Below are 24,877 nucleotides of genomic sequence, written 5' to 3'. Positions count from 1 at the left end.
ATCTGGTCCTTGATGACCTTTGAAATTTCTGCGGCGCGAATATCCATGTGTATCTTCCTTTAGCCCTTCATGGCCTGCGATAGGGTGTTCAAACGGGTTTTAATCGAGCTGTCGATCATCTGGCTGCCGATTTGCACGACCAGCCCGCCCAATATGGACGAATCGACTGCGGTGGAAACGCTAACATCGCTTCCGACACGTTTCTTGAGTTGCGCCTTGAGCGCATCAATTTGCTTGTCATCCAGCGGATGCGCGGATGTGACTTCGGCGGTGATTTCTCCGCGATGACTATAAGCCAGAGAGGAGAAAGCGCGGATGACAGCCGGTATCTGGTCGAGCCGACGGTTGGCTGCGAGAACGCCAAGCAGATTGGTCGACAGCGGGTCGAGATCCAGGCTCTTTGCTATGGCCGCGATACCCTTGCCGGCATCATCACGAGATACCACCGGGCTGGTCGTCAGCGCTCTCAGGTCATCCGACTCTGCCAACGCGTTTTTCAAAGTCGCCAGACTGGCCTGTACCACGTCTATGCTGTTTTTTTCTTGTGCAAGAGCGAACAGCGCGGTGGCGTAACGCCCCGCTAAACTCGCTCTGATGCCGCTGGAATGATCCACGCGTTTGCTACTCCCTGACCGAAATTTTGGTCTGAAAACCGTTCATGAAATGGTCCGCTTAATGGCCGGAAATCCTACGATTCCGCCCGCGGATGCGCGGCGTCTAGCAACCATTTTGCTGCGATGCAAGATTGCTTTGGGAATCATTTTTAAGAATGCGGAAAACGCCGGTTTTCGGTGCTTTTGAATAAACTCCAGGGGGAATTTGCTTTGAACGCAAGATACAGGAAGCCTGCGACGTCTGCGTCATCCTATTGAGCAACGCACCATCAAGCGGGAGAAGAAACTTGATCTGTCGAACAGGCGGGATTGCCCCCACTCACATCGCCGTAACTGCCAGCGCGCAGAATGCAGCTATAAACCGGCAATTGTCTGAACCGGACGATATGGCGTATATAGAGATCCGACACGCTGCGAACGGATGTTTTGCGGCGCGAGTGGAGAGATTTGGGTCATGACTCCGGATATCGTAGATAGCGAACAGGCGTGGGCGGCGGTGCGGGCCCGCGATCGGTCCTTTGACGGAAAGTTCGTTACGGGTGTGCTGAGCACCGGCATTTATTGTAGGCCCTCCTGTGCTGCCCGCCACCCCAAGCGGGAAAACGTCCGATTTTTTGCGAAGCCAGAGCACGCAGAAGCTGCCGGTTTGCGGGCTTGCCTGCGCTGTCGCCCCAATGATATCGCGCGCGATGAAGCCGCAATAAAAGCCGTTATCGACGCCGTTCGTACGGCGGAAAGCGCACCGAAACTGGATGAGCTGGCGGTCTTGACAGGCTATTCGGCTGCGCATCTTCAACGTATTTTCAAGCGTGAGACGGGCCTCTCCCCAGCGGCCTTTGCGCGCGCTCTGCGATCCGAGCGGGTCCGGGACGCGCTGGATGATGGTGCATCGGTGACCGAAGCGATTTACGACGCAGGCTATGGATCGGCGTCGCGATTTTATGCCGATGCGAAACAGCGACTGGGGATGAATGCCAGCGTCTGGAAAAATGGCGGAGAAGGCGCAACAGTCCAGTGGGCAAGTGTTGAAACATCGCTCGGTTCCATGATGGTTGCCGCGACCGATAAAGGGGTCTGCTGCCTTTCCTTCAACGAAGGCGAGGAAGAGCTGCGCGCGCGGTTTCCCAAGGCAAAGCTGCAGCCGGGGGGAGAAGCTTTCAAGCGGTTGCTGGCGACAGTCGTCGCACAGGTCGAAACGCCAGGACGGCCGCATAATATTCCGCTCGATGTGCAGGGTACGGCTTTTCAGGAAGCGGTATGGCAGGAGCTGCGGAAAATTCCCGATGGCGAAACCCGCAGCTACGCGGAAATCGCCGCTGCTATCGGCAAGCCGAAAGCGGTGCGCGCTGTGGGAAGTGCCAACGGAGCCAATCATGTTGCCGTCCTGATCCCTTGCCATCGGGTTGTGCGAAGCGACGGGACAATGGGTGGCTATGCCTATGGCTTGGAGATCAAGAAACGATTGTTGGATAAAGAGCGAAATTAGGGTCTGCCGGTGCTGAAATTGCCGGATTCTCACGCGTCATGGTTGACAGAAAATTCCCGGGCGCTGTCCAAGACATAAGCCGCTTTTCTTCGATTGCCCTCAATTAATCTTTCCTTTGCCGTTATCAGCTACAAGGGACCAAATATATCGTGGCGAAGGTGTTTTTGCCAATCGCGCTCCAAAGTTTTGCGGGGTGGAAGCTGGAAGCAATGATCGGGACTTGGAAGAGACTGGGCGGGGAATTTGCTCAGTATCGCAATGGAAAATAAACCGGGAATCGCGTCAATTTTGCCATTCCTTTAACCACGACAAACAGATCGGCGACTGAATGAACATTGAAGCAAAGCCTCCAACTGCAGTCGGGAAGCGTTTTGCCATCTTCATAGGAATTACTGCAGTCTTTGGACTATTATCCGCTGCAGGACTATGGTTGACGCGCGGGGATTCGTATTTTTCCGCCTTGTGGATTTCTAACGGTTTTCTTGTGGCCGCACTATTGGGGTACAGTAGTCGGTCATCGATCCCCCACATCATATCCTGTGCGGCAATCGGATTTTGCGTTTTTATTGGCGCTGGCGATAGCTGGCTAGACGCAATGCTTCTCTCTATCGCCAATGCGGTCGAAGTCGGCGTCGCGATCGTTCTTCTCCGCAAGGCTTGCGGCGCGAGCCCCAATTTTGCGAATTTCAGAAACCTGATCTGCTTCGCTGTGCTTGGCGGTGTGGCAGCGCCGCTCATTTCGACCGTAGTCGCTTCTGTCCTATTTTCGTTGTCAGGCGAATATATGGCATGGGTTGGATGGGTTGACTGGCTGATAGCCCATAGCCTTGGCATGCTTATTTTTGCCCCGATTTTCTCAATTCTCGCAGGTAACACCAACGGTATTCATAAATGGAACAAGAAAGCGGATCTGGAATATTTGCTCATCTTCGGCGTGGGGGGGCTTTTGACGGTCTTCGTTTTCAGCCAGACTTCCTATCCGTTCTTGTTCATGATTTCACTTTTCGTACTGGTTGCTGCCGTGCGCAAGGGGATCGTCGGTGCCTCACTTTCGGTGGCGATTGTCTCGATCATTGCGATCGCCGGCACATTGAATGGTACAGGTCCGGCTCAGCTGGTTGATGGGAACCTTCACGACAATATTGTCGTTGTCCAAATTTTCATTCTCTTCACCTTTGCCAGCTCACTGCCTTTCGCCAGTTTTCTCGAAGCACAAAGGGAATTGCAGCGGAAATTGCGGGCCGGCCGTGATCAAACGCAATCCATCTTCGATAACATGCGCGATATTGTTTTCCGGACGGATGAATTAGGGCGCTGGCAGCTTCTAAATCCGGCGTGGGAAGTGATAACGGGCTATTCGGTGAAAGAGTCGCTGGGTTTGCCCGTCACCCAGTTCCTGACCAAAGAATCACTGCGACAGTCGAGCGCGGCCTATCTAAAACTGATGAGCGGCGAACTGAGGACCCTCACTCTCGACCAGACTTTTTTGCGCGCGGATGGCAAGGAACGTCACATCGAGTCATTTCTCGAGGCGGTGCAGGATGAGAATGGTCAGTTTGCAGGCGCAACTGGAAATTTCCGCGACGTTACAGAAGCGCGAAAGGCTTCTCACGCGCTGGAAAAGAGTGAGGCGCGGTTCCGCAGACTCGCAGAATCGTCTCCCGTCGGATTTTTTCAGGCCGATGCTGATGGAAAGGTCTTTTATATCAGCAAGATGTGGCGTGACAGGGTCGGGCTCAGTGAGGCTGATGTCAGCGAAGAGGGGTGGATCGGTGCCGTGACGGACAAAACGTCTCCTGCGATGAAAGAAGCGTTCAAGGGCTTCAATAAACGGGGAGATAGGCGCGAACGGGAAGCCTGCCACGTAACAACGGATGGCGAGGAAGTCTGGGTGCGCACGGTCACGCAAGCAGAGTTCGACATTGATGACAAGATTATCGGCTATGTCGGTGTGATTGTCGACATTACCGAACAACGCAAGGCCATGGAACAGTTACGCGACCGGCAGGACGAATTGCGGCAAGCAAGAGATATCGCAGAAGCCGCAACGGAGGCCAAAGCGTCGTTTTTGGCCAATATGAGCCACGAAATTCGCACTCCGATGAACGGTGTTCTCGGTTTTGCCGAGATGCTGCGCCAATCGCAACTGGATGAGCAGCAGTCAAAATATGTCGGGCTGATTCAGGAATCGGGCACCGTCATGATGGCCTTGCTCAATGATATATTAGATATTTCCAAAATTGACGCCGGGCTGCTGATTTTGTCGCCCGAGCCTTTCGAACTGGCCCACGTGCTCAAAAGCACTCGCAATATGATGCTGACAGCTGCCGACAACAAAGATCTTGCGCTGAAATTGGATTATGCGGACGATTTGCCAAAATTCATCATGCACGACAAACTGCGTCTGCGTCAGATACTGACCAACCTGATTGGCAATGCCATCAAGTTCACCAAAGCGGGATCGGTTACCATCAGGGCCGAAATCTCTGCGGACAATCAGAAAAATTTTAAAATCAGCGTTATCGACACGGGCATAGGCATTCCTGAAGACCGCCAAGGCATGATATTTGACGAATTTGTGCAGGCAGAGCGCGACACGGACAGATCCTATGGAGGGACCGGCCTTGGTTTGGCGATATCGCGCAAGCTCGTCGAAATGATGGGCGGCGATATCAGCTTGCAGAGTATACCCGGTGTCGGCTCGACATTTTCGATCGAGCTTCCGATGGAAGAATGCGCGGATCCCCGTCGTGACTACGCGAGACGCATCGAAATCGATCAGGAACTTGCTGACGTACCGTCCGTGAACCGCTCCATATTGCTGGTCGAAGACCATGAAATTAACCGGCTGCTCGCGACCGCTATGCTCGAGCGCATGGGGTGCAAAGTTGTCACGGCAGAAAATGGCGAGCAAGCCGTCGAAATCCTGACGGGCAATTCCGCCCGGAGTCATGCCTTCGGGCTTGTATTGATGGACATGCAGATGCCCATCATGGACGGCATTGAAAGCACGAAACGTATTCGCAAGGCCGGTATCACCGCTGAACAGCTACCGATCGTAGCATTGACCGCAAACGCGTTTGTCGAGGATCGCGAGGCCTGTTCAGCGGCCGGCATGCAAGACCATGTCAGCAAACCAATTCAGTTCAACGATCTCCACAAAGCGGTCAATAAATGGTATTTTGAATCCAGTCCTGCCGATGCGGCTGCAGCGGCGGAAGCGATTGATGAAGACCCGACCATAGCGATGCTTCGGCCAAAATATGAAGCCTTCCGGACCACCACGCTCGACAGTGTCTCGGACAAGCTTGATACCATCGGCCACTGGTCTCAGACCGAGAGCACCGATATCATGAACATGCTGCACAAGCTCGCTGGATCCGCCGGTACTTTTGGGGAAGATGAAATTGCGACAGCGGCAAAGCAGTTGGAAGATGCTGTCAAACAAGAAAAGCCAATCGACATTCTGAGAACATTGAGCGGCAATCTTTTGAACCTCAGGCCCCGGGATAAATCCCTGAATCTGAGCACATCTGCGTCCTAAGCGCCTGGATGGGTCCGCCACTTGACGACTGAAGAGGCGACGAACCGGCTGACGGGCCGGGTCAGAAAGCGATGGCTGGCGGCGCCTCCGGCGATTACTCCGTCAGTTTTTCGCATTCGTAAACCAGGCTTTCATTGGCCTGGCCCGGAAGCTCTGCCCTGATAGCCTTCACCATCTCCTCGATATCCGCCAGTACGGCTGGATCGGCGGTGCAGGCTTTGTTGCCATATTCTGACCGTATCGCCCGCGCCCTGGTCATCGTATCCAGCCCCATCAGATAGCGCTCTTCAGTCAATTCGCCGCGATCCGGCTGAAAGCTGTTGATCGTCACGGTCTGTTCGGAATTGGGCACAAATATCCGCGACCATTTGGCGCCATCGCGGCCATATTGTGTGCGTCCGTTTACGCATCCGCCCTCGGCCCATTCGAGCGGCAGTTCATCTTTCTGCGAGACCGTGATCCTGCTGCGCTCGGGGTTGATCCTGCACAGATATTTTCCAGCGGTTGCTTTGCCGGGCTGTTCCGGACTGTTGTCTGGCCGATTGTCTTTCAACGCTGCGGCCACCCGGTCGTCGATCTCGCTAAAATCCGGGCGGGACAAAAAGATGATGACAGCCCCGATCAGCAGCAATCCCGCGGCGCTTGCTGCGGCAATTCCGGGGTTGCGTTTGCCTTGCCACAACAGAAATCCGCCACCTCCGGCTGCCAGCAATGCCAGTGCGAGCATCAGCGCCGCTATCGCGATCCGGTTTTCGCGCTCGGCGATGATGTCTTGCGAAATGCTTGTCCGCAATTTGGCTTCGGCCCGTTCGCGCTTCTCGGCTTCTGCAGCCTTTGCTGCCGCTACCTTTGCACGCGCGGTTGCTTCACGCAGCCGCTCCTTTTGGCTGATTTCCGCAGCCGAACGGCAGGGCGTCGCAGTAACACTGGCCTTGACACCCGCCTTGCGGACAAAGTTCAATATCTCTCGGGCGGATACGGCAAAGCCAAATTCCGCATCATTGCCATCGCTGATCGAACCGAAGCTGTTCGCGCCGAGCACCCGTCCACAATTGTCGATCAGTGGCCCGCCGCTATTGCCGGACGCGATCGGCGCGGTGTGAAGCAGCGTATCAAATTGCTTGGTCGTGCGTCCGCCTGAAACCGTTCCAGTGGTTTTAACCGGCGACATCGGATTGATCAGATCGTCAAGGTCAAGGCCCTGTGCCCGGTCTACAGAGCCCGGATAGCCGATCGCGACAACCTCTGCGCCGTCGGCAACCGGCCCACCAAAGATCGTCATCGGCGGCAATCTTCCTCCGTCGAGAACCTGTATCAGCGCGAGATCGTTGCTCGGCGAATACGCAATGATCCGGCCGCCGTAGCTGACGCCGCCTTGCGACGGAATGATTCCGATGACGACCGATGATTCCTGTCGCGCGATCTCGACAACATGCGCGTTTGTGACGACCTTGTCTGGCGCGACCATGAAGCCGCTGCCATGACCAACAAAGGCAACCTTGCTGCCATCCTTGGCGGCCAGCACAACGCGCACAACCGATCGGCTGGCGGCACTGATATCGGCTGGGTCGGCCTGAGCGGGACCCGCCAGAAGAGCGGTCGTGACCAAAAGCAATAGGGCGAGAATGCGGTTCATGGAGCGGCTTTCAATATCTGTGCCCCGCATTCGATACGGAGCGCTGTGCGGCACCTGCGCTACCCAACCGAAGGCTCCGCATCAAGTACAGAGCACATTCCCTCAAACAAAACTGTAAGGATCGACGTCGACGCCAACCCGGACCGCCCGTGGCCATTCCAGTTTTTGCAGCCATTCCCGCATGATATCCTGCAAGTCCACCGATCTAAGGGCATGGACCAGCAGCCGGTGTCGGTGCCGCCCGCGCAGCATAGCCAGCGGGGCAGGGGCTGGGCCATATACCGAAAAGCCGTCCAGCTTTGGGGCGGTCTGACCGATCAGCCGCGCGGTTTCCATCGCTTCACTATTGTCTTCAGACGAGACAATGATCGCCGCCCAGCGCGCGAACGGCGGTGCCAGGGCCTGCCGTCGCGCTTCGATTTCGGCAGCGTAAAAGCCTTCCCGGTCATTTTTGATCAGGGCCTGGATGACCGGCGCATTGGGCATTCGCGTCTGCACGTAAACCTGGCCTGCCTTTTCAGCCCGACCGGCGCGCCCAGCAACCTGGGCGATCTGCTGGAAACTGCGTTCAGCGGCGCGCAGATCACCCCCTTCCAGCCCGATATCGGCGTCGACCACGCCGACCAGCGTCAGATTGGGAAAATGATAGCCCTTGGTTACGAGCTGCGTGCCGACCACAATGTCGATCGCGCCCGCTTCCATCTGTTGCACAAAATCGGCGGCCTTCTGCGGCGACCAGATTGTGTCGGACGTGACGATTGCCGTTCGCGCTGCCGGGAAGAGCATCTTCACTTCGTCGCAGATCCGTTCGACGCCCGGTCCGCAGGCCACCAGACTGTCCTCGTCACCGCATTCCGGACATTTTTCGGGTATCGGCATGACATGGCCGCAATGATGGCAGGCGAGGCGGCGAGTCAGCCGGTGCTCGACCATCCAGGCGGTGCAGTTGGGACATTCGATCCGGTGCCCGCAGGTCCGGCACAGGGTCAGCGGGGCAAAGCCGCGGCGGTTGAGAAACAGCAGCGATTGTTCGCCCCGATCGAGATTTTCCTCCAGCGCTTTGACCAGAGTCGGTGCCAGCCAGTTGCCGCGCGGCGGCACGTCCTGTGTGAGATCCAGCGCCTCGATATCCGGCATGGTCGCGCCGCCAAAGCGTGCCGGCAACTCAAGCAGTTGATAATTCCCCTGTTCCACCTGATGGCGGCTTTCAATCGCCGGTGTTGCGGACGCCAGAATCACCGGGATCTGTTCATACAGACCGCGCATCACCGCGACATCGCGGGCATGATAACGCACGCCGTCCTCCTGTTTGAAGCTGGTCTCGTGCGCTTCGTCAACGATGATAAGGCCAAGATTGGCATAAGGCAGAAACAGGGCGGATCGCGCGCCGACGATCACTTTTGCGCTGCCTTCCGCCAGGGCCCGCCAGTTTTTCTTGCGCTCCGACTGTTTCATGCCGCTGTGCCAGGCCAGCGGTTCGGCCCCGAAACGCGTCTCGAAGCGGTCGAGAAACGGTTCGGTCAGAGCGATCTCCGGCAATAGCACCAACACCTGTTTGTCCTGCCGCAGGGCTTCCGCAACCGCCTCGAAATAGACCTCGGTTTTGCCTGAACCCGTAACCCCGTCGAGCAGAAAAGGTTTAAATTCCGACGCGCGTACCGCATCGATCAGTATATCGCTGACATTTTGCTGATCGTCGCTGAGATCCACCGTATCATAGTCGGGCAGGGGATTGGTGGTGGTGGCAAAAGCAGATACCTCCTCCCGATCAAAAACGCCCAGTTTCTCGAGTCCCCGGATGACCGCGATCGAAACGCCGGCTTTCGACGCCAGCTCGCTAATCGTGCCTTGTACATCGGCGAGTTTGTCGAGCGCTTGCTGCCGTTGCGGCGTGATACGGTCAGGCATATTGCCGTTCAGGCGATATTCGCTGATCGGGCGATTGTCGGCAAAGGCGGCTCCGCTGGACAATACCATTCGCAGCACCGACGCGGGCGATGCGAAATAATAATCTGCCGTCCATTCGATCAGCCGCCGCAGCGGTGCCAGCAGCGGCGGAACATCACGCACTTCCAATAGCGGCCGTAATTTCTTCGCATCGATTTCCTCTGTGGGAAAGCGGTCTGGCTCCCACACGACACCGGGAATTTTCCGGGGGCCAAGCGGTGCAATCACGATCGAGCCGGGTTCCACCGCCATGCCCTCCGGAACCCTGTAATCGAGCGGACCCAAGGCGGCGTTAAGCAGGAGTACACGAACACGATTCATATCGGTGCTATAGGCGACTATTCATCGCTCGTCATTCGTGCTTTGGCGAAAACAGGAGAGATATAAATGATCTATCACCGCAGATCGGTTCTGAGCGTGGGGGCTGCAATCGGGCTGCTGTCGATTCCGGGTTGTTCGAGCTTGCCAGGGCTGAGCCTCACCGAGGCCATCAGACGCCTGCTGACCGTGTCATCACAAAATGCCTTTGCCCAATTGCTCCAGCCGAACGGCTTTTTCGACAGTCAGGTAGCGCGCATTGCGGTGCCGGACTCGCTTGGTGGCTCGCGGGTGACGAGCGTCGCCACCGCATTGCTGCGCTCCAAACCCATTCAGGATCGCTTGCTCCGGCAGGTCAACCGCGCGGCCGAACAGGGCGCCGAGCTGGCCGCGCCAATTGTCGCGGATACCATTCGCAACATGACAATCACCGACGCCGCGGCGATCCTTAACGGCGGACCACGCGCAGCGACCAATGTGCTGCAGAGCCAATTGGGCAATACACTGGTCGAGCGCATGTTGCCTGGTGTTGGCAATGGTCTGAAGCTGTTTGACGATGAGATTATCAATCTGGTTCTCTCGCAAGCCACAAATGTAGATTTTGGCAGCATCCGTCGTGATGTGACAAACAAGGTCAACGATGCAATCTATCGATCAATCGGGGCGCAGGAAGAGGCTATTCGTGCCAATCCACGGGCCACCAACGATCCGCTGCTGATCGCGGTTTTGGGGGCTGGCAAAGCGTTCTGAACCGGGGCGTCAGAAGTGGTAGCTCATCCCGGTCAGGGCTACGTGCAACATACGGTCTTCACCGGTGCGCGGGACATATAGCGCCATATAGGCCAGCGAAATATCAAGATGATCGGCAACCGGCGCCGAGAGTCCGGCCTTGCCGCGAACCGAATTGATCCCGGCGGATTGTCCGCTGGCTGTCCTGTTCAGGTTGAACAATATTTCTCCGCTGAAGTCGGGCCGGATGCTGCTGTTGCCGATGGGTTTTCCCCGAAATCCAACGCGTTCGCGAAACCGGACTTCAACCCGGTTCGACCCGCTGAACAGGCGTTCTTCGAGCCGGGTGCGACTGCTCCACTCGCCACCGGCTGCCTTACCCATGGACCAGTTCAATTGCTGGAAGGGACGTTCCTCGGTGCCCGACCGGCGATGCGCCTTGTAATTCTGAAAATGGCCATATCCCAGCGCAAGGGACAGATCGTCTGCGACGTCCAACTGGAACGATCCGCGCGCGAAGATTTGCGCCAGCCCGTCCGCGCTCTCGCTGTAGCGTATGCCGCCCTCGGCAATCGCACTCATCCCGGGGCTCAGCGGTATTTTTGCGTTGGGTAATATCCAGAGCTGGGCTTCGTCGTCGCGCGCAACGGCCGGATCCATCGCGACACTTTGCGCGACCAGAAAAGCCGTCGAGCCAGCAATAAGTTTACGAAGCACTGGCATTGCTGACCCTTATCGCGATAGAAAGCGGTCACTTAATCAGAAAACTGGATTCGCACCATATGAAATTCTTTGTTGATACCGCCGATACCGCGGAAATAGCCGACCTCGCTGCAACCGGCATGGTCGATGGTGTGACCACCAATCCCTCGCTGATCAAGAAATCCGGGCGGGACATTATGGAAGTGACCAAGGAGATCTGCGGTCTGACCGATGGTCCGGTATCTGCCGAAGTCGTTGCGCTCGATCACGAAACAATGATGAAAGAAGCGGAAGTGTTGCGCAAGATCGCAGACAATATCGCGATCAAGGTGCCGCTCACGATCGACGGCCTGAAGACCTGCAAGGCGCTGACCAGCGATGGCACGATGGTCAATGTCACGCTTTGTTTTTCGGCCAATCAGGCGCTGCTTGCGGCCAAGGCGGGCGCGACCTTCATTTCTCCTTTCGTTGGACGGCATGATGACAATGGTCTCGACGGCATGACCTTGATCGAGGATATCCGGCTGATCTACGACAATTACGCGTTCGAAACGGAAATTCTGGTCGCATCAATCCGCCATCCTGTCCATGTACTGGAATCAGCGCGCATCGGCGCCGATGTTGCCACCATGCCCCCCAATGTCATCCGCAACCTGTTCAAACATGTGCTGACCGACAAGGGGATTGAGGGCTTTTTGAAAGACTGGAAAGATACCGGCCAGAATATCGGCTAGTCCGACAGGCTCGTCATTCTTGAGCTTCAGCTCGTCATCCTGAACTCGTTTCAGGACCTCTAAAGGCCGCGCGCTGTCTCAAGGGATCCTGAAACGAGTTCAGGATGACGAATTCGTGATCAGACGTCCGCTATCGTCAAAAACCCCTTGGTGCCGGATCAATCACGGCAAAGCTGCCGTTGCGGATTTCCTGAACTTCAAGCGCGCGCTCGGCAACGCCATCGGGCTTGAACCGGAAGACGCCGTCGAGGCCGATAAAGCCGCCCTTGTCGATCAGCTGGTTGATCGGAAACGGCGATCCGACTTTCCAGTTGCGGGCAACTTTGACGGTCAACAATACCGAATCATAGCCGAGACTCGACAGGCGGAACGGCGGGGTCCCGTAACGGGCGCGATATTTGTCGGCATATTGCTTGTAGAGGCTGTCCGAAACGCTGGCGAACCATGCGCCGCGCATTGACGGGGCGCCGGCGAGATTGCTGCTGGTGTTCCACAGGTCCGTGCCCAATATTTTCGCCGTGGCGCTGGCGTTCTTGCGAATATAGGGGGCGGCCTTGATCGCCATATCGCCATTATCGGCGAGCAATAAAGCGTCGAACTCGCCATTTTGCGACAGCTTCTTCGTCGCTGCCTCGATCGATTGCGAGTCACGCGTGAACGGCTGGATCGACACCACCGTGCCGCCGATATCCTTCACTTCGCGCAACAGGGTTGAGGACGCACGCTGACCATAGACGCCATTGGGCACCAGCGCCGCAAAACGGGTCATTCCCTTGGATTTCGCATAGTCCACAACCCGGCTGATCGATTGCGACGGCACATGGCCCAGAATGTAAACATTATTGCCCGCAACACCGCTGTCGTTGGAAAAGCTCAGTATCGGAACGCCGGCAGGACGCGCGATATTGGCGGCAGCCACAACATTGTCGCTGAGCAGCGGCCCGATAATCAGCTTGTTGCCGTCGCGGATCGCATTCTGTGCGGCTGCGGTAACGCCCTTGGCGGTGTCATAGCTGGTCATGCGGATATTCTCCGCCTTGGTATCGAGCAGCGCCATGGTCGTCGCATTGGCCAGCGACTGGCCGATTCCGGCATTTTGACCGGACAGCGGAACCAGCAAGGCGATGCGATGATGTTTCAGGTCGTCGGGCAGACCGGCCGTCACCGGTGGCGGCGGTGTTGGCGTGGTGGTCGGGGGCGCTTCTGCACCGCGCGGTATCACCGTTGAACAGCCAGCGAGGAAGACAATCGCCGAAGCGCCCGCCCACTTCAAAATGCTGCGCCGTCTGCTTTGATCTTGTCCTAGATGCATCTTGTCTGCCATGACCGTCCTATGTCCACTCCTGCCCAATCCGGTCTCTATATCGTCGCCACCCCGATCGGCAACCTCGGAGATTTGTCGCGACGCGCCGAAGAGACGCTCGGGCTTGCTGATATCATCTTGGTCGAAGACACAAGAGTTACCGGCAAACTTTTGAATCACATCGGTAAAAAGGCAAAAATGATGGTCTATAACGACCATAAGTCGGCCGCCGATCGGGCATTCATTTTGGATGCGATTCGATGCAAAATTGTCGCACTGGTCAGCGACGCCGGCACGCCGCTGATCTCTGATCCGGGGTACAAGCTCGTCCGCGACGCACAGGCGGCCGGACTCTATGTCACCACGATCCCCGGCCCCAGCGCCGCCATTGCCGCCTTGACCCTGTCCGGTCTGCCCAGCGACCGGTTTCTGTTTGAAGGCTTTTTGCCCAGCAAAACCAAGGCGCGGTCTGAGGCGCTTGTCGCTCTCAAGGACCTGAACGCGAGTCTGATTTTTTACGAGAACGGTTCCCGGCTGGGTGCGATGCTCGCCGATGCCCATACGGTGCTCGGAGAGCGCAAGGCGGCGGTCGTCCGGGAAATAACCAAGCGATTCGAAGAGAGCGTGACAGGCTCGCTGAGCGAACTGGCCCAGCGTTACGATGCGGAAAAGCCCAAGGGAGAGATTGTCGTGATCATCGGCCCGCCGGGTGCACCGGAAGCGGCTAGCGAACAGGATATTGAAGCAGCGCTGCGCGAAGCCCTCGACCGGTTGCCCGCGTCAAAGGCTGCAGGAGAGGTGGCCCGCACCTTCAATACCGACCGCAAGGCCCTGTACGAACTGGCCAACCGCTGGAAGGCGGAAAAATGAAAGCGGCGGCACCCCAATCCGTTCCTCCTGAGCTTGTAGAAGGACCGGGTCGCGCGGCCCCTCATGCTTCAACAATCTCCGCACAAACGGCGTTCCCAAAATGACCCGCAAGGAAGCGGAAGCGCGGGGCCGCCAGGCCGAAAAAACCGCCGCCCGCTTCCTGCGCCTGAAAGGCTGGCGGATATTGGCGGAGCGTGTGCGGACGCCGCGCGGTGAAGTTGATCTGGTCGCCAAGCGTGGCCGACTGGTCGCCTTCGTCGAGGTCAAGGCGCGGACGAAACTGGCGGATATGGAGCAGGCCATCGACCTGAACCGGCTACGGCGCGTCGCCGATGCCGCGGAAATCCTCTACCCGCAATTCTGCCCGAACGGCGAGGATATGCAGATCGACGTGATACTGGTGGCGCCGCGCCGCCTGCCGGTCCATCTCCCCAATGTCTGGCACGGGTTTTGATACGGTGTAGCCCCTTGCCGTTAGGGGTGAGCCTGCCGAACCCCGCCTCTCGACGATAGGTGTCCTTCGACAGGCTCAGGACGAACGGCTGGAAATGCCCCCCGTTCGTCTCGAGCGAAGTCGAGAGACCTTGCCCGCGCCCGATTCCCGCAGTCACCCGCCCGAACTTGTGCTTTTCCGCCCTAAACAAAAACGCCCTTCGACAAGCCTCGGACGAACGGATAGAAAACAACGCCACCGTTCGTCTCGAGCGAAGTCGAGAGACGCTTTCTCGCTAGCAATGTGTCTCGACTACGCTCGACACGAACGGTAAGCGAGTTTGCAAATATGCAAGGAATGACAATGACCCTGAAAATCGCCGTACAAATGGACCCGATGGAGAGCGTGAATATCGCCGGTGACAGCAGCTTCGCGCTGATGCTCTCCGCGCAGAAACGCGGTCACGAGCTATTCCACTATGATGTGAAGGGCCTGACCCTGCAAGCCAACGGCCGCCTGACCACGCCCGCGCATCCGGTGACCGTGCAGCCGGTCAAGGGTGACCATTTTACGTTCGGCGACCCGGTCAAGCTCGACCTCGGCAGCGATGTTGATGTCGTGCTGATGCGGCAGGATCCGCCGTTCCATGTCGGCTATATCACCGCCACCCATTTGCTCGAGCGCATCGAGAGCGAGACCCTCGTCGTCAATAACCCGGTCTCGGTCCGTAACGCGCCGGAGAAGGTCTATGTGCTGGACTATGCGCAGTTCATGCCGCCGACCCTGATCACCCGCGATCTCGACGAGGTGCGCGCCTTTCAGAAGGAACATGGCGGCATCGTCGTCAAGCCGCTGCACGGCAATGGCGGCAAGGCGATCTTCCTGGTTCCGGAAGATGGCAGCAATCTCAGCGCCTTGTTCGAGGTTTTTAACCAGACCTGGCCAGAGCCGCATATGGTCCAGCCGTTCCTCCCGGAAGTGCACAAGGGCGATAAGAGAATCGTCCTGGTCGACGGCGAAGTGGCTGGCGCGATCAACCGCAAGCCGGGCGAGGGCGAGTTTCGCTCCAATCTCGCGCAGGGCGGCTATGCCGAAGCAGCCGAACTGACCGAGCGCGAAAAGGAAATTTGCGCGGCGATGGGGCCTGATCTTAAACGGCTCGGCCTGATCTTTGTCGGCATCGATGTGATCGGCGGCAAATGGCTGACCGAGATCAATGTGACCTCACCGACCGGGATCGTGGCGATCGATAATTTTAACGGGACCGACACGTCCGGAATGATCTGGGATGCCATCGAGCGGCGTCTTGCCGCCAAATAGTCGCGCAGCCGGGTATTTTTAGTGAACAGCTGGATCACCGACCTGATAGCCCAAGGCGGCTACTGGGCAATCGGCTTTCTGATGGCGCTGGAAAATATCTTTCCGCCGATTCCGTCCGAGCTGATCATGGGTCTGGGCGGCGTCGGCGTGGGCGAGGGAACATTCCACCCGGTGGCGCTGGTGCTGGTTGGCACGATTGGCTCGCTGGTCGGCAATTATGTCTGGTTCATGATCGGTCGCCACTGGGACGAGGACGATCTGCGCGGCTTTGTCCGCAAGCATGGCCGCTGGCTGACGCTGGATATCGCGACGGTCAACCGGATCGACCGGATCTTTGACAATCACGGCGAATGGGTGGTGTTTTTTGCCCGCTTTATCCCCAATATCCGCACCTTGATCTCGGTGCCCGCCGGCCTATTCGGCATGTCCCACAAACGCTTCATCCTCGCCACCAGCGCCGGCGCCGCCGTCTGGAACAGCGCTTTGGTCTATGCGGGCTATCAGCTGCAGCAGAATATCGAGAATATCGGCAAGTATCTGGGGCCGGTATCGGTGGGGGTGATCGTCTTGCTGGTCGCGGTCTATATCTGGCGGATTATCTTCTGGCGGCCTCGGGAGGATTGAGGCATCTAACCATTAGGATACGTTGAAGATATAAATTCGATGCGGCTAGTTATTGGGCACCATAAACATGATCAATATCGATAAAATTCTGGTAAAAATCGAATTGCTTATCAAAGAAGATACTGAATCAAGTTTGACCTACGCCGCGCTGGAAGCACGACTTGCTCTAGAAAAAATCTGTTATGATCGCCTCCGCCAAGCACATGACTATATTTCTCATGATCAACTGAGTCGCTGGCAACCAAATGCAGTGATGAACACGTTAATCACTCACGTAGACAAAAATGCCGCGAAGACGATGACTCTACGTATATCGAAAAATCCAGCGGTTGAGGGAATCGAACCTGTGGAGGAGGATTTCGTTGATATAGGCACGCAGGTGGGCTTTGACTCCAATAAAATCAGAGATTTTTGGAACGCTTTATCCCGAGTTGCGCTTCATGCCAAATTACCAACAAATAAGGATGATCATATACCTCCTTATGGAGACAAAGCTAAAATCAAGAATAAGGTTCTCCAAGTTGTCAAAGAGATAAAACGTATTTCGAAAACGACAATGGTGTTTTCTGGATTTGGTGATGAGGTTTCCTTTGAGTGTCATTGTGGTGAGAAAAACAAACGCCGCGCAGAATTGTTGAAAGAAAATGACGAAGTCTACTGTATTAATCCCAGCTGCCAATGGAGTTGGATAGTAGAGAAAGATGATAACGAGGTTGGCTTCAAGCCTAACACTGTTGAAATCGAATGCGACAATTGCTCGAAAGCTATGATCATTCCTTGGAGAAAATGTTTACAACTCAAATACGGCACCAGGCTGCGGCTGTCGTGTCATAATTGTAAATCGGAACGTGACCTAGTGTGGGCACTGGGAACAGTACCTTTAAAAGATAAATGACCGACCCTCCGCCCTGAAATGCGAATTATGACAAAACATCCAGAAAACACACCGCATCGATCGCTGTATAGGCCCGTGTCGAGTGCGAGCTAACATGACCCCGAAACCTCTGCACACTCTACAAATCAGAACCATCCGGCGGAAGGAGCGCCTTGATCATCGCCCGCCAACGGCGCTACCAAATTATGAAAATTAGGCCGGCCAGCAGGTGCTGGTCCGGCCCGATATGATCAACGGGAGAGTGTCGATCAAAACTTGAACGCGGCTTCCACAAACAGCTGACGGCCGCGGTTCTGGGTGATAATCCGGTCATCACCCCCGGGTGGGAGGAACGGACGGTCGCCGGCTGTATTGGCCCAGATTTCGTTGGTCAGATTGACTCCGATCAAAGACAATTTCCACTTCCCGTCCGGATGCCCCACCGAAATGGATCCATCCAGAGTGACATAGTCGTCCTGGACATAGTCGGTGAATTTCGTGTTCGAAGCGAAATAGGAGCCGCTGTAGAAGGCGTTGCCGTTCAGTCCGAACTCGAGGCTGTCGCTGACCGGGATCGACCAGTCAAAGGCGATATTGCCGGACCATTTTGGCGCGCGCGCGGCTCTCCGGCCGTCCAGGTTTACGTCATCGGCCGTGCCTGGCAGGCTGTCGGGTCCGTTTGAGGAAATGAACGTGTCGGTAAATTTGGCGTCGGTATAGCCAAGCGTGCCAGACAGGCGCAGGCCCTCCAGCGGTGTCTGCCAGCCCCAGTCCATATCGAAGCCTTTGGTAGTCACTTCACCTGCGTTAACGGTCAGGAAGCGCACAGCGGCACCGTCGAAATTCTGCACCTGCAGATCGTCGAACACGAAATAATAGAGTGATGCGTTTATCCGCAGGGCACGATCGGCCAGCAGCGCCTTGACCCCGACTTCGCCGCCCTTGGCCGTTTCGGAATTATAGATAACCGAATCCAGAGCGGCTTGCCGCTGCGCTTCGGTGCCGAAACCGGGCTTGATATATTGTAATGCTGCGGTCGGCAGACTGCTGTTATCGACACCGCCGGATTTGAAGCCGGTCTTGTAGGATGCGTAGAAGTTCAGATCGGGTGTCGCCGCATATTTGAGCGTCACCTCCGGCGAGACATTGCTGTCGGAAAATTTGATCGGGCCGGTCTGGAAGCCTTCCGGCACCACCAGTCCAATGCCGCCGACAACCCCGTTCAGGAAGGTGAGGGCGTCATGCAGGAATGGAAAGGATGTCCGGTGAACCTTCTGCTCGTCGGTCCAGCGCACGCCGCCCGAGAGCTCCAGTTGGTCCGTAATGTCCAGGCTGGCGCTGCCGAAAAAGGACAGGGCTTCGCTCTTGGTGGCGCGATTGGCGACCCAGTCATAACCGATCCCGTCGGAATCGGGAAAGAGAAAGGCTGCGACAAAGGCATTCTGGGAGGTCTGCAATGGCTGGCTGCGGCTTTCCCAATAGCCACCGACCATGAAATTGAACGGACCGTCCAGATCGCTGGTCAGCCTGAGTTCCTGCGAATATTGCTTCAGACCGTCCGAAAAGGGCGCAGGGAGACCGCCGGGGTCGCCGTTTGGCAGGATTCCGACATAGCTGAAATGGTCGGCATGTTCATTCTCCAGGTCGACTATCCCAGTGACCGACGACAAGGTCAGACTGTCGTTGAGATCCAGATCCATCGCCAGCCGCATGAAAAAGGTGTTGGTTTCGTTGTAAGACTGACCCTTGTAGCGACCTGCTCCGGTTGTGCCTGGTACTATGACTCCAAGCGCCGGATGGCCGTCAGGATGGGGGTAGAGTCCGTCCTGAATGTTGCAGGCCGCATTGGAGGCGATGCGCACGCCGGAGAGCGAGAGAAACACATCGTCGGCAACTCCGTTGGCACCGCAACTGATGTCTGAATGACCCAGCAGGCTGTCACCGAAATTGTGGTTATAATTGAGTTTGAGATTGGCGGAAAAATTGTCTGCCGGGTCCCATTGCAGGGTGACGCGACCGACGAAATTCTTCAGGCCTTTTCCCGAATTGGCAAAGACGGACGGCGTGCCGGCCTCCAACTCGACATATTTGTCGATATTCTGATATTGGGCGGCCACACGAATGCCGAGCGTATCGCTGATCGGACCGGAAATATAGCCGCCGACAGTATAACCTTCTTCTTCAAACTCATAGGAAGCCTTGCCGCCCATTTCCCAATCTTGCGTTGGATCGGCGGAGCGGACCGAGAAGACGCCGGCAGAGGCGCTTTTTCCAAAGAACAGGGACTGGGGGCCCTTCAGCACGTCAATTTGCGCAACGTCAAAAAAGGATGCCTGGACAAGCCGCATGGTGCTGATGGTTACGCCGTCAAAATCGAAGGCAACGGCGGAATCAAAGGCTGCGGAGATGTTCGTGGTGCCGATGCCGCGCAGGCTGATCTGGCCGCCTGCGCCCGAGCCGCCGACCTGAACATTCAGGGCAGGGATCCTGCTGACGACGTCGGCGACTTCATTGATCTGATAATCGTCCAGCGTGTCCGAACTGATCGATGTGACGGTAACCGGCGTTTCTTGCAGGGTTTCGTCCTGCTTACGGGCGTTGACGATGATGATGGCATCTTCGTTCTCATCGGCTAGCGCATTCTGCGCCATAGCCGGTGCCGCAAAGCCGCAAGCACCGATAGTGACGGCCGAGCTCATAAGCGCCGTCAGTATCTGCTTCTTGGCCAAATTTGAATGGTTGTAACGTGTTTCCTTGTTCATTTCAGACTCCTCCCATATGCAGAAAAGCAGTCCTGATTTTAATTCAGATATTTTCTTTTTTTACCGAATTCTTGGGATCTGCCCTGCCGTTCGATAATGGATGCCGTAACGGAATCTGCCACTCACTAAAGAATTAGTGCGTCATGGAAAACGGTGCGTTAATCATGGTTTTTGCTAGCAAATTTGACAGGAATTGGCCGCACCTTCGCGCGATCCGGGGGGAATTAAATGGGAGTATCCACGCTGCGAACAATCGTCCGGGAGCAAGTGGAGCTATCGAATCGTTCCGGCGCATCAGGGGGCGGTAAAGCGATCGCGGATTCCTTATCCCGCTCTTGGATGAGCGTTCTGATACACATCCAGCAAATGCGCAGCATCGACTGCGGTGTACACCTGCGTACTGCTCAAACTGGCGTGTCCCAGCAATTCCTGCAGACTCCGCAAGTCGGCGCCGCCCGCCAGCAGATGTGTGGCAAAGCTGTGCCGCAGGGCATGCGGTGTGGTTGTGTCGGATATACCGAGCTTGGTCCGGGCCTGCTGCACCACTCTCCGGATCAGATTGGGTGACAGCGGTCCGCCGCGTTTGCCGCGAAAAATCGGCTCTCCCGGCTCCATCACATGCGGGCAGAGATCGATATAATGTTCGATCGCGTCGCGCACTTCGGCCAGGAGCGGCACGATCCGGGTCTTGTTCCGCTTGCCGGTGACCCGCAAGGTGTCGGACAAGGGCAGGGCGTCAGCCGTAAGATCGAGCGCTTCGCTGATCCGCAGGCCCGAGCCATAGAGCAACAGCAGGACCGCCCAGTCCCGCGCGCCGATCCAATCCTCGCTGGCGCTGTTCTGCGCGTCTTTGGCCAGCGCCAATATATCGTCGGGTGACGCCGGCCGCGGCACGCCGCGTCTGACCTTCGGCCCTTTGATTTTCGGAATCTGTGCCTCGTCGCCACCAACAAATTTCAGAAAGGCCCTTAGAGCCGACAATTCTCGTGCAGCGCTGTTGTTGGTCAGTCCGTCTCCCCGGCGGAAGGCGAGATAGGACCGGATGTCGGCCTGCTTGAGATTTTTGATATCCGCCGCGCCTACTCCGGTACCGATATGGTCCATCAGAAACGCGCAGAAACGCTCGGCGGTCATCCCATAGGCCCGCACCGTGTGCAGCGACCGCCGCCGGTCATCACGCAGATAGGCGGTGAAGCTGTTGATAAGGGCGCTGGCGGTGTCCATTGGGCGGAATCTAGCATGCGGATGCGGAACTGCCAAATCCTCTCCCTAAGGGAGAGGAATGATTTTCCAGACGATCGTGCTCCGCACTTGATGCGGAGCCGGGGAGACGAAGAGCAGTGTTGGCGGCCAGGGCTCCGGATCAAGTCCGGAGCACATCCGCAATAATCTTGGGCAGCAGCGCATCCAGCAAGGGCATGCCCTTCGGCCGAACGATCAACTGGCTGTCGCGCTGTTCTACAAAGCCGAGGTCAGCAAGCTTCCGGACATCATCGCCATCCACCATCGCAGCCCTGTCCAAACCGGTCTTCGCCTCCAGCGCTTCCAAATCCACGCCCTCCGCCAGCCGCAAACCCATCATCAGCGCTTCCATGGCGCGCGTCTCCGGCGACAGAGCCTGTTCGACCTTCAGCCCATTGCCGTTGCGCTCGACGGCCGAGAGAAAATTCTCCGGCTTCTTGTGCCGCTCGGTGGCGCGGTTCAGCCGCCGGCCATGCGCGCCGGGCCCGATGCCGATATAATCCTCGTAGCGCCAATAGGTCAGATTGTGGCGGCTTTCCTGACCCGGCTTCGCGTGGTTGCTGATCTCATAGGCAGGCCGGCCCGCAGCCGTCATGATATCGCGGGTCAGTTCGAACAGATCGGCGCAATGGTCATCGTCTGCCGGAACCAGCGCGCCGGTTCGCACCAATGTCTCGAACCGCGTCCTTGGCTCGATCGTCAGTTGGTAGAGCGACATATGTCCGGTCCCGAAGCCAAGTGCGCATTTCAGTTCCGCCTGCCAGTCATCCAGCGTCTGGCCGGGCCGGGCGTAGATCAGATCGAAGCTGACCCGGTCAAACGCCAGCTGTGCCGTTTCCAGCGCCGCAAGCCCTTCGTCCACATCATGGGCCCGGCCCAGAAACTGCAGCGTCTGAGCATCAAGCGATTGCAGTCCCAGCGACACCCGGTTCACGCCGGCCCCCGCCAGATCATGAAAATTCGCGGCCTCCACCGAGGACGGATTGGCCTCCAGCGTAATTTCGATATTCTCGGTAAAGCCCCAATGCCGCTCCGCCGCCGCGATCAGCGTCTCGACCAGCGTCGGCGGCATCAGGGATGGCGTGCCACCACCAAAGAAGATGCTCGACAGCGGGCGTCTTGGTGTCAACGCGGCCTCATGCGCCATGTCGGCAAGCAGCGCCGCTTGCCAGGCTGCGATATCGACCTGCTCCCGGACATGGCTGTTGAAGTCGCAATAGGGACATTTCGAGACACAGAACGGCCAGTGGATATAGAGCGCCAGCGGCCCTGTAGGGGGGTTGTTAACCTTTGCGTTCCTATGGTGACCATCATGCATATAGCCCGCGCCCTTAGCCCCATAATTATCATCGCGCCAGCATTAGCGGCCTGTTCCGCTGCGCCGCCGCAGCTTGGCTATGTGGAGACGGCGTTCCAGCAGCAAGATGTGGCCAAACCGGCGCAGCGCTTCGCGATAAAGCCGGCATCGCGCATCACCCTGAAGCCACCACCGCGCAACATCAGATATCCGAAACCAGCCGCAGCCCGCGGCTTGCGAAACGTCATCATGCAGACGCATAATCAGGCGCGCGCCAAGGTTGGTGCGCCAGACCTCGTCTGGGATCCAAGCTTGGCAAGAGACGCCGCCCAATATGCCGAGTCCATGGCCAGAACCGGCCGGTTTGCTCATGATAACCAGTCAGAACGCAGCGCCCGGCAAGGCGAAAATCTATGGATGGGCACCCGCAATGCCTATCCGCAGATGGAGATGGTCGGTTCCTGGGTAGAGGAAGGCCGCTATTTCAAAAAAGGCGCCTTTCCCGACAACAGCACCACCGGTAGCTGGCACGACATCGGCCATTATACGCAGATCATCTGGCCGACTACGAAGCGCGTCGGCTGCGCGATGGCGAACAGCGGCGCTTATGATTATCTGGTCTGTCGCTATAGCCCGGCCGGTAATGTCATGGGGCAAAACCCGCTGAAGGCTTGAAGCCTGTGCTCCGCACTCGATGCGGAGCTGCATCGGCAGTCAGGCTCTTGGCTCAAGAGCTCCGCATCAGGTGCGGAGCACAAACCTTAGTCCTGAGATTGTCGGCCCGCAGGGCGAGCGAAGCTCAACGACGACCAAGCACGAAGCGGGCACCTCGACAGGTTCAGCGCTAACGGCAGTCCCTTAAAAACAACCCGCAACCAGTTTCCCGAACGCATCCGCCCGATGGCTCATCGCCTGTTTCTGCGCCGGATCCAGTTCGGCAAAGGTCGGCTCCATGCCGACCGGCTGAAATACCGGATCATAGCCGAAGCCCATCGTGCCGCGCGGCGGCCAGACCAGATTGCCGTGAACCCGGCCCTCGAATATTTCCGAATGGCCATCCGGCCAGGCTAGCGCCAGCGTGCAGATAAAATAGGCGCTGCGATCGACATCCGGACCCTGTTCAGCCAGCAGCCCCTCGACCTTGCCCATTGCCATATACCAGTCGCGGCCCTTGTCGCCTTCAAACCACTGCCGCTCGGCCCAGTCGGCGGTATAGACCCCCGGCTTGCCGCCCAGCGCCGCAACGCACAGCCCGCTGTCATCCGCCAGCGCCACGCAATCCGCCCCCTCGGCGCTCGCTCGTGCCTTGAGCAGTGCATTTTCGGCGAAGGTAGTCCCGGTTTCTTCCGGTTCCGGCAAGCCCAGATCGCCTGCCGATACCGGCTCGACGCCATAAGGCTCCAGCAACGCCCGGATTTCCCGTACCTTGCCCTGATTATGGCTGGCGATAATGAGCTTGCCGGGCGTTAGTTTGCGGTGGTCGGTCATTTCTCTCTCACTTCGTCATCCTGAACTCGTTTCAGGACCCCTTGAGACAGCGCACAGCCGTTAGAGATCCTGAAATAAGTTCAGGATGACGACTTTCCCTCTCTTAAACCCTAACCGACCGCCTTGTCCTGCGCCTCGAAAATCTGGCCGCAGCCAATTTTCGCCAGCCGCATCAGCCGCATCAGGCTTTCCTCGTCAAAGGTCTGGCCCTCGGCGGTCGCCTGCGCCTCGGCGATATTACCGTCGCCGGTCAGCACGAAATTGGCATCTGCGCCGGCGTTGCTGTCCTCGTCATAATCGAGGTCGAGCACCGGCGTGCCTTCGAAAATGCCGCAGCTGATCGCGGCGATCTTCTGTTCGATCGGGTCTTCACTGATCAGCTTCATGTCGAGCAGACCGTTGACCGCGAGCCGCAGCGCCACCCAGGCACCGCTGATCGAGGCCGTCCGGGTGCCGCCGTCGGCCTGGATGACATCGCAATCGACCGTGATTTGTCGTTCGCCGAGTTTCTTCATATCAACGACGGCGCGGAGCGACCGCCCGATCAGCCGCTGGATTTCCTGCGTCCGGCCCGATTGTTTTCCGCGTGCTGCTTCGCGTGAATTGCGCGTGTTGGTCGCGCGCGGCAGCATCGAATATTCGCCGGTCACCCAGCCTTCACCCTTGCCCCGCAGCCATGGCGGAATCCGTTCTTCGATACTGGCGGTGCAAATCACCTTGGTATCGCCAAAGCTGATCAGGCAGCTTCCCTCGGCATGTTTGGTAAATCCGGTTTCGATAGAAATGGCGCGCATTTCGTCTGGCGCACGGCCCGATGGTCGCATGTGTGATTCTCCTGTGGCTTTGAAGGGGCTGTTTAGAATAGTGGCGTCTTGATGCAAGCCTCCTGTACTTCAGATAAAGGTCTCCTGTCATACTGGACAATCCGCCCTCACAGGGACACCCGAAACTGTG

Annotated in this window: 20 protein-coding genes; 10 read left to right on the top strand and 10 right to left on the bottom strand. The window is 57.3% G+C overall.

Features of this window, described 5'->3' with window-relative positions; genetic code table 11:
- Window positions 1-59: 59 nt before the first annotated feature.
- Window positions 60-614, bottom strand: coding sequence for a F0F1 ATP synthase subunit delta (locus ACN0WW_RS14505; RefSeq protein WP_417613576.1), 555 nt, complete (start codon window positions 612-614; stop codon window positions 60-62).
- Window positions 615-1,068: 454 nt separating this feature from the next.
- Between ACN0WW_RS14505 and ada the strand changes: the two genes are divergently transcribed.
- On the top strand, window positions 1,069-2,100 hold the full coding sequence (gene ada, locus ACN0WW_RS14500) for a bifunctional DNA-binding transcriptional regulator/O6-methylguanine-DNA methyltransferase Ada (protein WP_417613575.1): 1,032 nt from the start codon (window positions 1,069-1,071) through the stop codon (window positions 2,098-2,100).
- 328 nt (window positions 2,101-2,428) lie between these two features.
- Window positions 2,429-5,644: a PAS domain S-box protein gene (locus tag ACN0WW_RS14495; RefSeq protein WP_417613574.1), complete on the top strand. Its 3,216-nt coding sequence runs from the start codon at window positions 2,429-2,431 to the stop codon at window positions 5,642-5,644.
- A 94-nt stretch (window positions 5,645-5,738) separates the two neighbouring features.
- Here the strand turns inward: ACN0WW_RS14495 and ACN0WW_RS14490 are convergent, their stop codons facing one another.
- Window positions 5,739-7,280, bottom strand: coding sequence for a trypsin-like peptidase domain-containing protein (locus ACN0WW_RS14490; protein ID WP_417613573.1), 1,542 nt, complete (start codon window positions 7,278-7,280; stop codon window positions 5,739-5,741).
- 102 nt (window positions 7,281-7,382) lie between these two features.
- The gene (locus ACN0WW_RS14485) at window positions 7,383-9,548 is read right to left on the bottom strand and encodes a primosomal protein N' (RefSeq protein ID WP_417613572.1); all 2,166 of its coding nucleotides are present in this window, start codon (window positions 9,546-9,548) and stop codon (window positions 7,383-7,385) included.
- A 66-nt stretch (window positions 9,549-9,614) separates the two neighbouring features.
- On the opposite strand from ACN0WW_RS14485, the gene ACN0WW_RS14480 reads away from it, so the two are divergent.
- Window positions 9,615-10,295 (top strand): DUF4197 domain-containing protein, encoded by a 681-nt coding sequence (locus ACN0WW_RS14480; RefSeq protein WP_417613571.1) that lies wholly within the window; start codon window positions 9,615-9,617, stop codon window positions 10,293-10,295.
- A 9-nt stretch (window positions 10,296-10,304) separates the two neighbouring features.
- Here the strand turns inward: ACN0WW_RS14480 and ACN0WW_RS14475 are convergent, their stop codons facing one another.
- On the bottom strand, window positions 10,305-10,997 hold the full coding sequence (locus ACN0WW_RS14475; RefSeq protein WP_417613570.1) for a DUF2490 domain-containing protein: 693 nt from the start codon (window positions 10,995-10,997) through the stop codon (window positions 10,305-10,307).
- Between the two features lie 59 nt (window positions 10,998-11,056).
- Here ACN0WW_RS14475 and fsa point away from each other — a divergent pair, with 59 nt between their 5' ends.
- Window positions 11,057-11,710 (top strand): fructose-6-phosphate aldolase, encoded by a 654-nt coding sequence (gene fsa / locus ACN0WW_RS14470; RefSeq protein WP_417613569.1) that lies wholly within the window; start codon window positions 11,057-11,059, stop codon window positions 11,708-11,710.
- A gap of 136 nt (window positions 11,711-11,846) precedes the next feature.
- Here the strand turns inward: fsa and ACN0WW_RS14465 are convergent, their stop codons facing one another.
- Window positions 11,847-12,983, bottom strand: a complete 1,137-nt coding sequence (locus tag ACN0WW_RS14465; protein WP_417613568.1) for a penicillin-binding protein activator — start codon at window positions 12,981-12,983, stop codon at window positions 11,847-11,849.
- A gap of 60 nt (window positions 12,984-13,043) precedes the next feature.
- On the opposite strand from ACN0WW_RS14465, the gene rsmI reads away from it, so the two are divergent.
- The 5 genes from rsmI (at window position 13,044) to ACN0WW_RS14440 (ending at window position 17,155) form a co-directional block, all read left to right on the top strand.
- Window positions 13,044-13,883 (top strand): 16S rRNA (cytidine(1402)-2'-O)-methyltransferase, encoded by an 840-nt coding sequence (gene rsmI / locus ACN0WW_RS14460; protein WP_417613567.1) that lies wholly within the window; start codon window positions 13,044-13,046, stop codon window positions 13,881-13,883.
- Window positions 13,884-13,983: 100 nt separating this feature from the next.
- The gene (locus ACN0WW_RS14455) at window positions 13,984-14,337 is read left to right on the top strand and encodes a YraN family protein (RefSeq protein WP_417613566.1); all 354 of its coding nucleotides are present in this window, start codon (window positions 13,984-13,986) and stop codon (window positions 14,335-14,337) included.
- A gap of 342 nt (window positions 14,338-14,679) precedes the next feature.
- On the top strand, window positions 14,680-15,636 hold the full coding sequence (gshB, locus tag ACN0WW_RS14450) for a glutathione synthase (protein WP_417613565.1): 957 nt from the start codon (window positions 14,680-14,682) through the stop codon (window positions 15,634-15,636).
- Between the two features lie 21 nt (window positions 15,637-15,657).
- Window positions 15,658-16,260: a DedA family protein gene (locus ACN0WW_RS14445; RefSeq protein ID WP_417613564.1), complete on the top strand. Its 603-nt coding sequence runs from the start codon at window positions 15,658-15,660 to the stop codon at window positions 16,258-16,260.
- A gap of 67 nt (window positions 16,261-16,327) precedes the next feature.
- The gene (locus tag ACN0WW_RS14440) at window positions 16,328-17,155 is read left to right on the top strand and encodes a hypothetical protein (protein ID WP_417613563.1); all 828 of its coding nucleotides are present in this window, start codon (window positions 16,328-16,330) and stop codon (window positions 17,153-17,155) included.
- A 248-nt stretch (window positions 17,156-17,403) separates the two neighbouring features.
- Here the strand turns inward: ACN0WW_RS14440 and ACN0WW_RS14435 are convergent, their stop codons facing one another.
- From ACN0WW_RS14435 to hemW, 3 genes are all read right to left on the bottom strand, one after another.
- On the bottom strand, window positions 17,404-19,896 hold the full coding sequence (locus tag ACN0WW_RS14435; protein WP_417613562.1) for a TonB-dependent receptor: 2,493 nt from the start codon (window positions 19,894-19,896) through the stop codon (window positions 17,404-17,406).
- Window positions 19,897-20,220: 324 nt separating this feature from the next.
- A complete protein-coding gene (locus ACN0WW_RS14430) occupies window positions 20,221-21,120 on the bottom strand; it encodes a tyrosine recombinase XerC (RefSeq protein ID WP_417613561.1) in 900 nt (299 codons plus the stop codon).
- Between the two features lie 139 nt (window positions 21,121-21,259).
- Window positions 21,260-22,456: a radical SAM family heme chaperone HemW gene (gene hemW, locus ACN0WW_RS14425; RefSeq protein WP_417613560.1), complete on the bottom strand. Its 1,197-nt coding sequence runs from the start codon at window positions 22,454-22,456 to the stop codon at window positions 21,260-21,262.
- On the opposite strand from hemW, the gene ACN0WW_RS14420 reads away from it, so the two are divergent.
- A complete protein-coding gene (locus tag ACN0WW_RS14420) occupies window positions 22,451-23,110 on the top strand; it encodes a CAP family protein (RefSeq protein WP_417613559.1) in 660 nt (219 codons plus the stop codon). The two genes, hemW and ACN0WW_RS14420, sit on opposite strands and share 6 nt — an antisense overlap.
- Before the next feature lie 183 nt (window positions 23,111-23,293).
- On the opposite strand, the gene rdgB is transcribed toward ACN0WW_RS14420, so the two are convergent.
- Both rdgB and rph read right to left on the bottom strand, forming a co-directional pair.
- Window positions 23,294-23,923 carry an RdgB/HAM1 family non-canonical purine NTP pyrophosphatase gene (gene rdgB, locus ACN0WW_RS14415; protein WP_417613558.1) on the bottom strand — a complete coding sequence of 210 codons (630 nt, stop codon included), beginning with the start codon at window positions 23,921-23,923 and terminating at the stop codon, window positions 23,294-23,296.
- Between the two features lie 110 nt (window positions 23,924-24,033).
- A complete protein-coding gene (rph, locus tag ACN0WW_RS14410) occupies window positions 24,034-24,747 on the bottom strand; it encodes a ribonuclease PH (RefSeq protein ID WP_417613557.1) in 714 nt (237 codons plus the stop codon).
- Window positions 24,748-24,877: the final 130 nt, after the last annotated feature.

It is taken from the genome of Parasphingorhabdus sp., assembly GCF_048269865.1.
GTDB lineage: Bacteria > Pseudomonadota > Alphaproteobacteria > Sphingomonadales > Sphingomonadaceae > Parasphingorhabdus.
The sequence above is the reverse complement of the archived record's forward strand: the minus strand, read 5'-3'. Positions and strand labels throughout refer to the sequence as shown.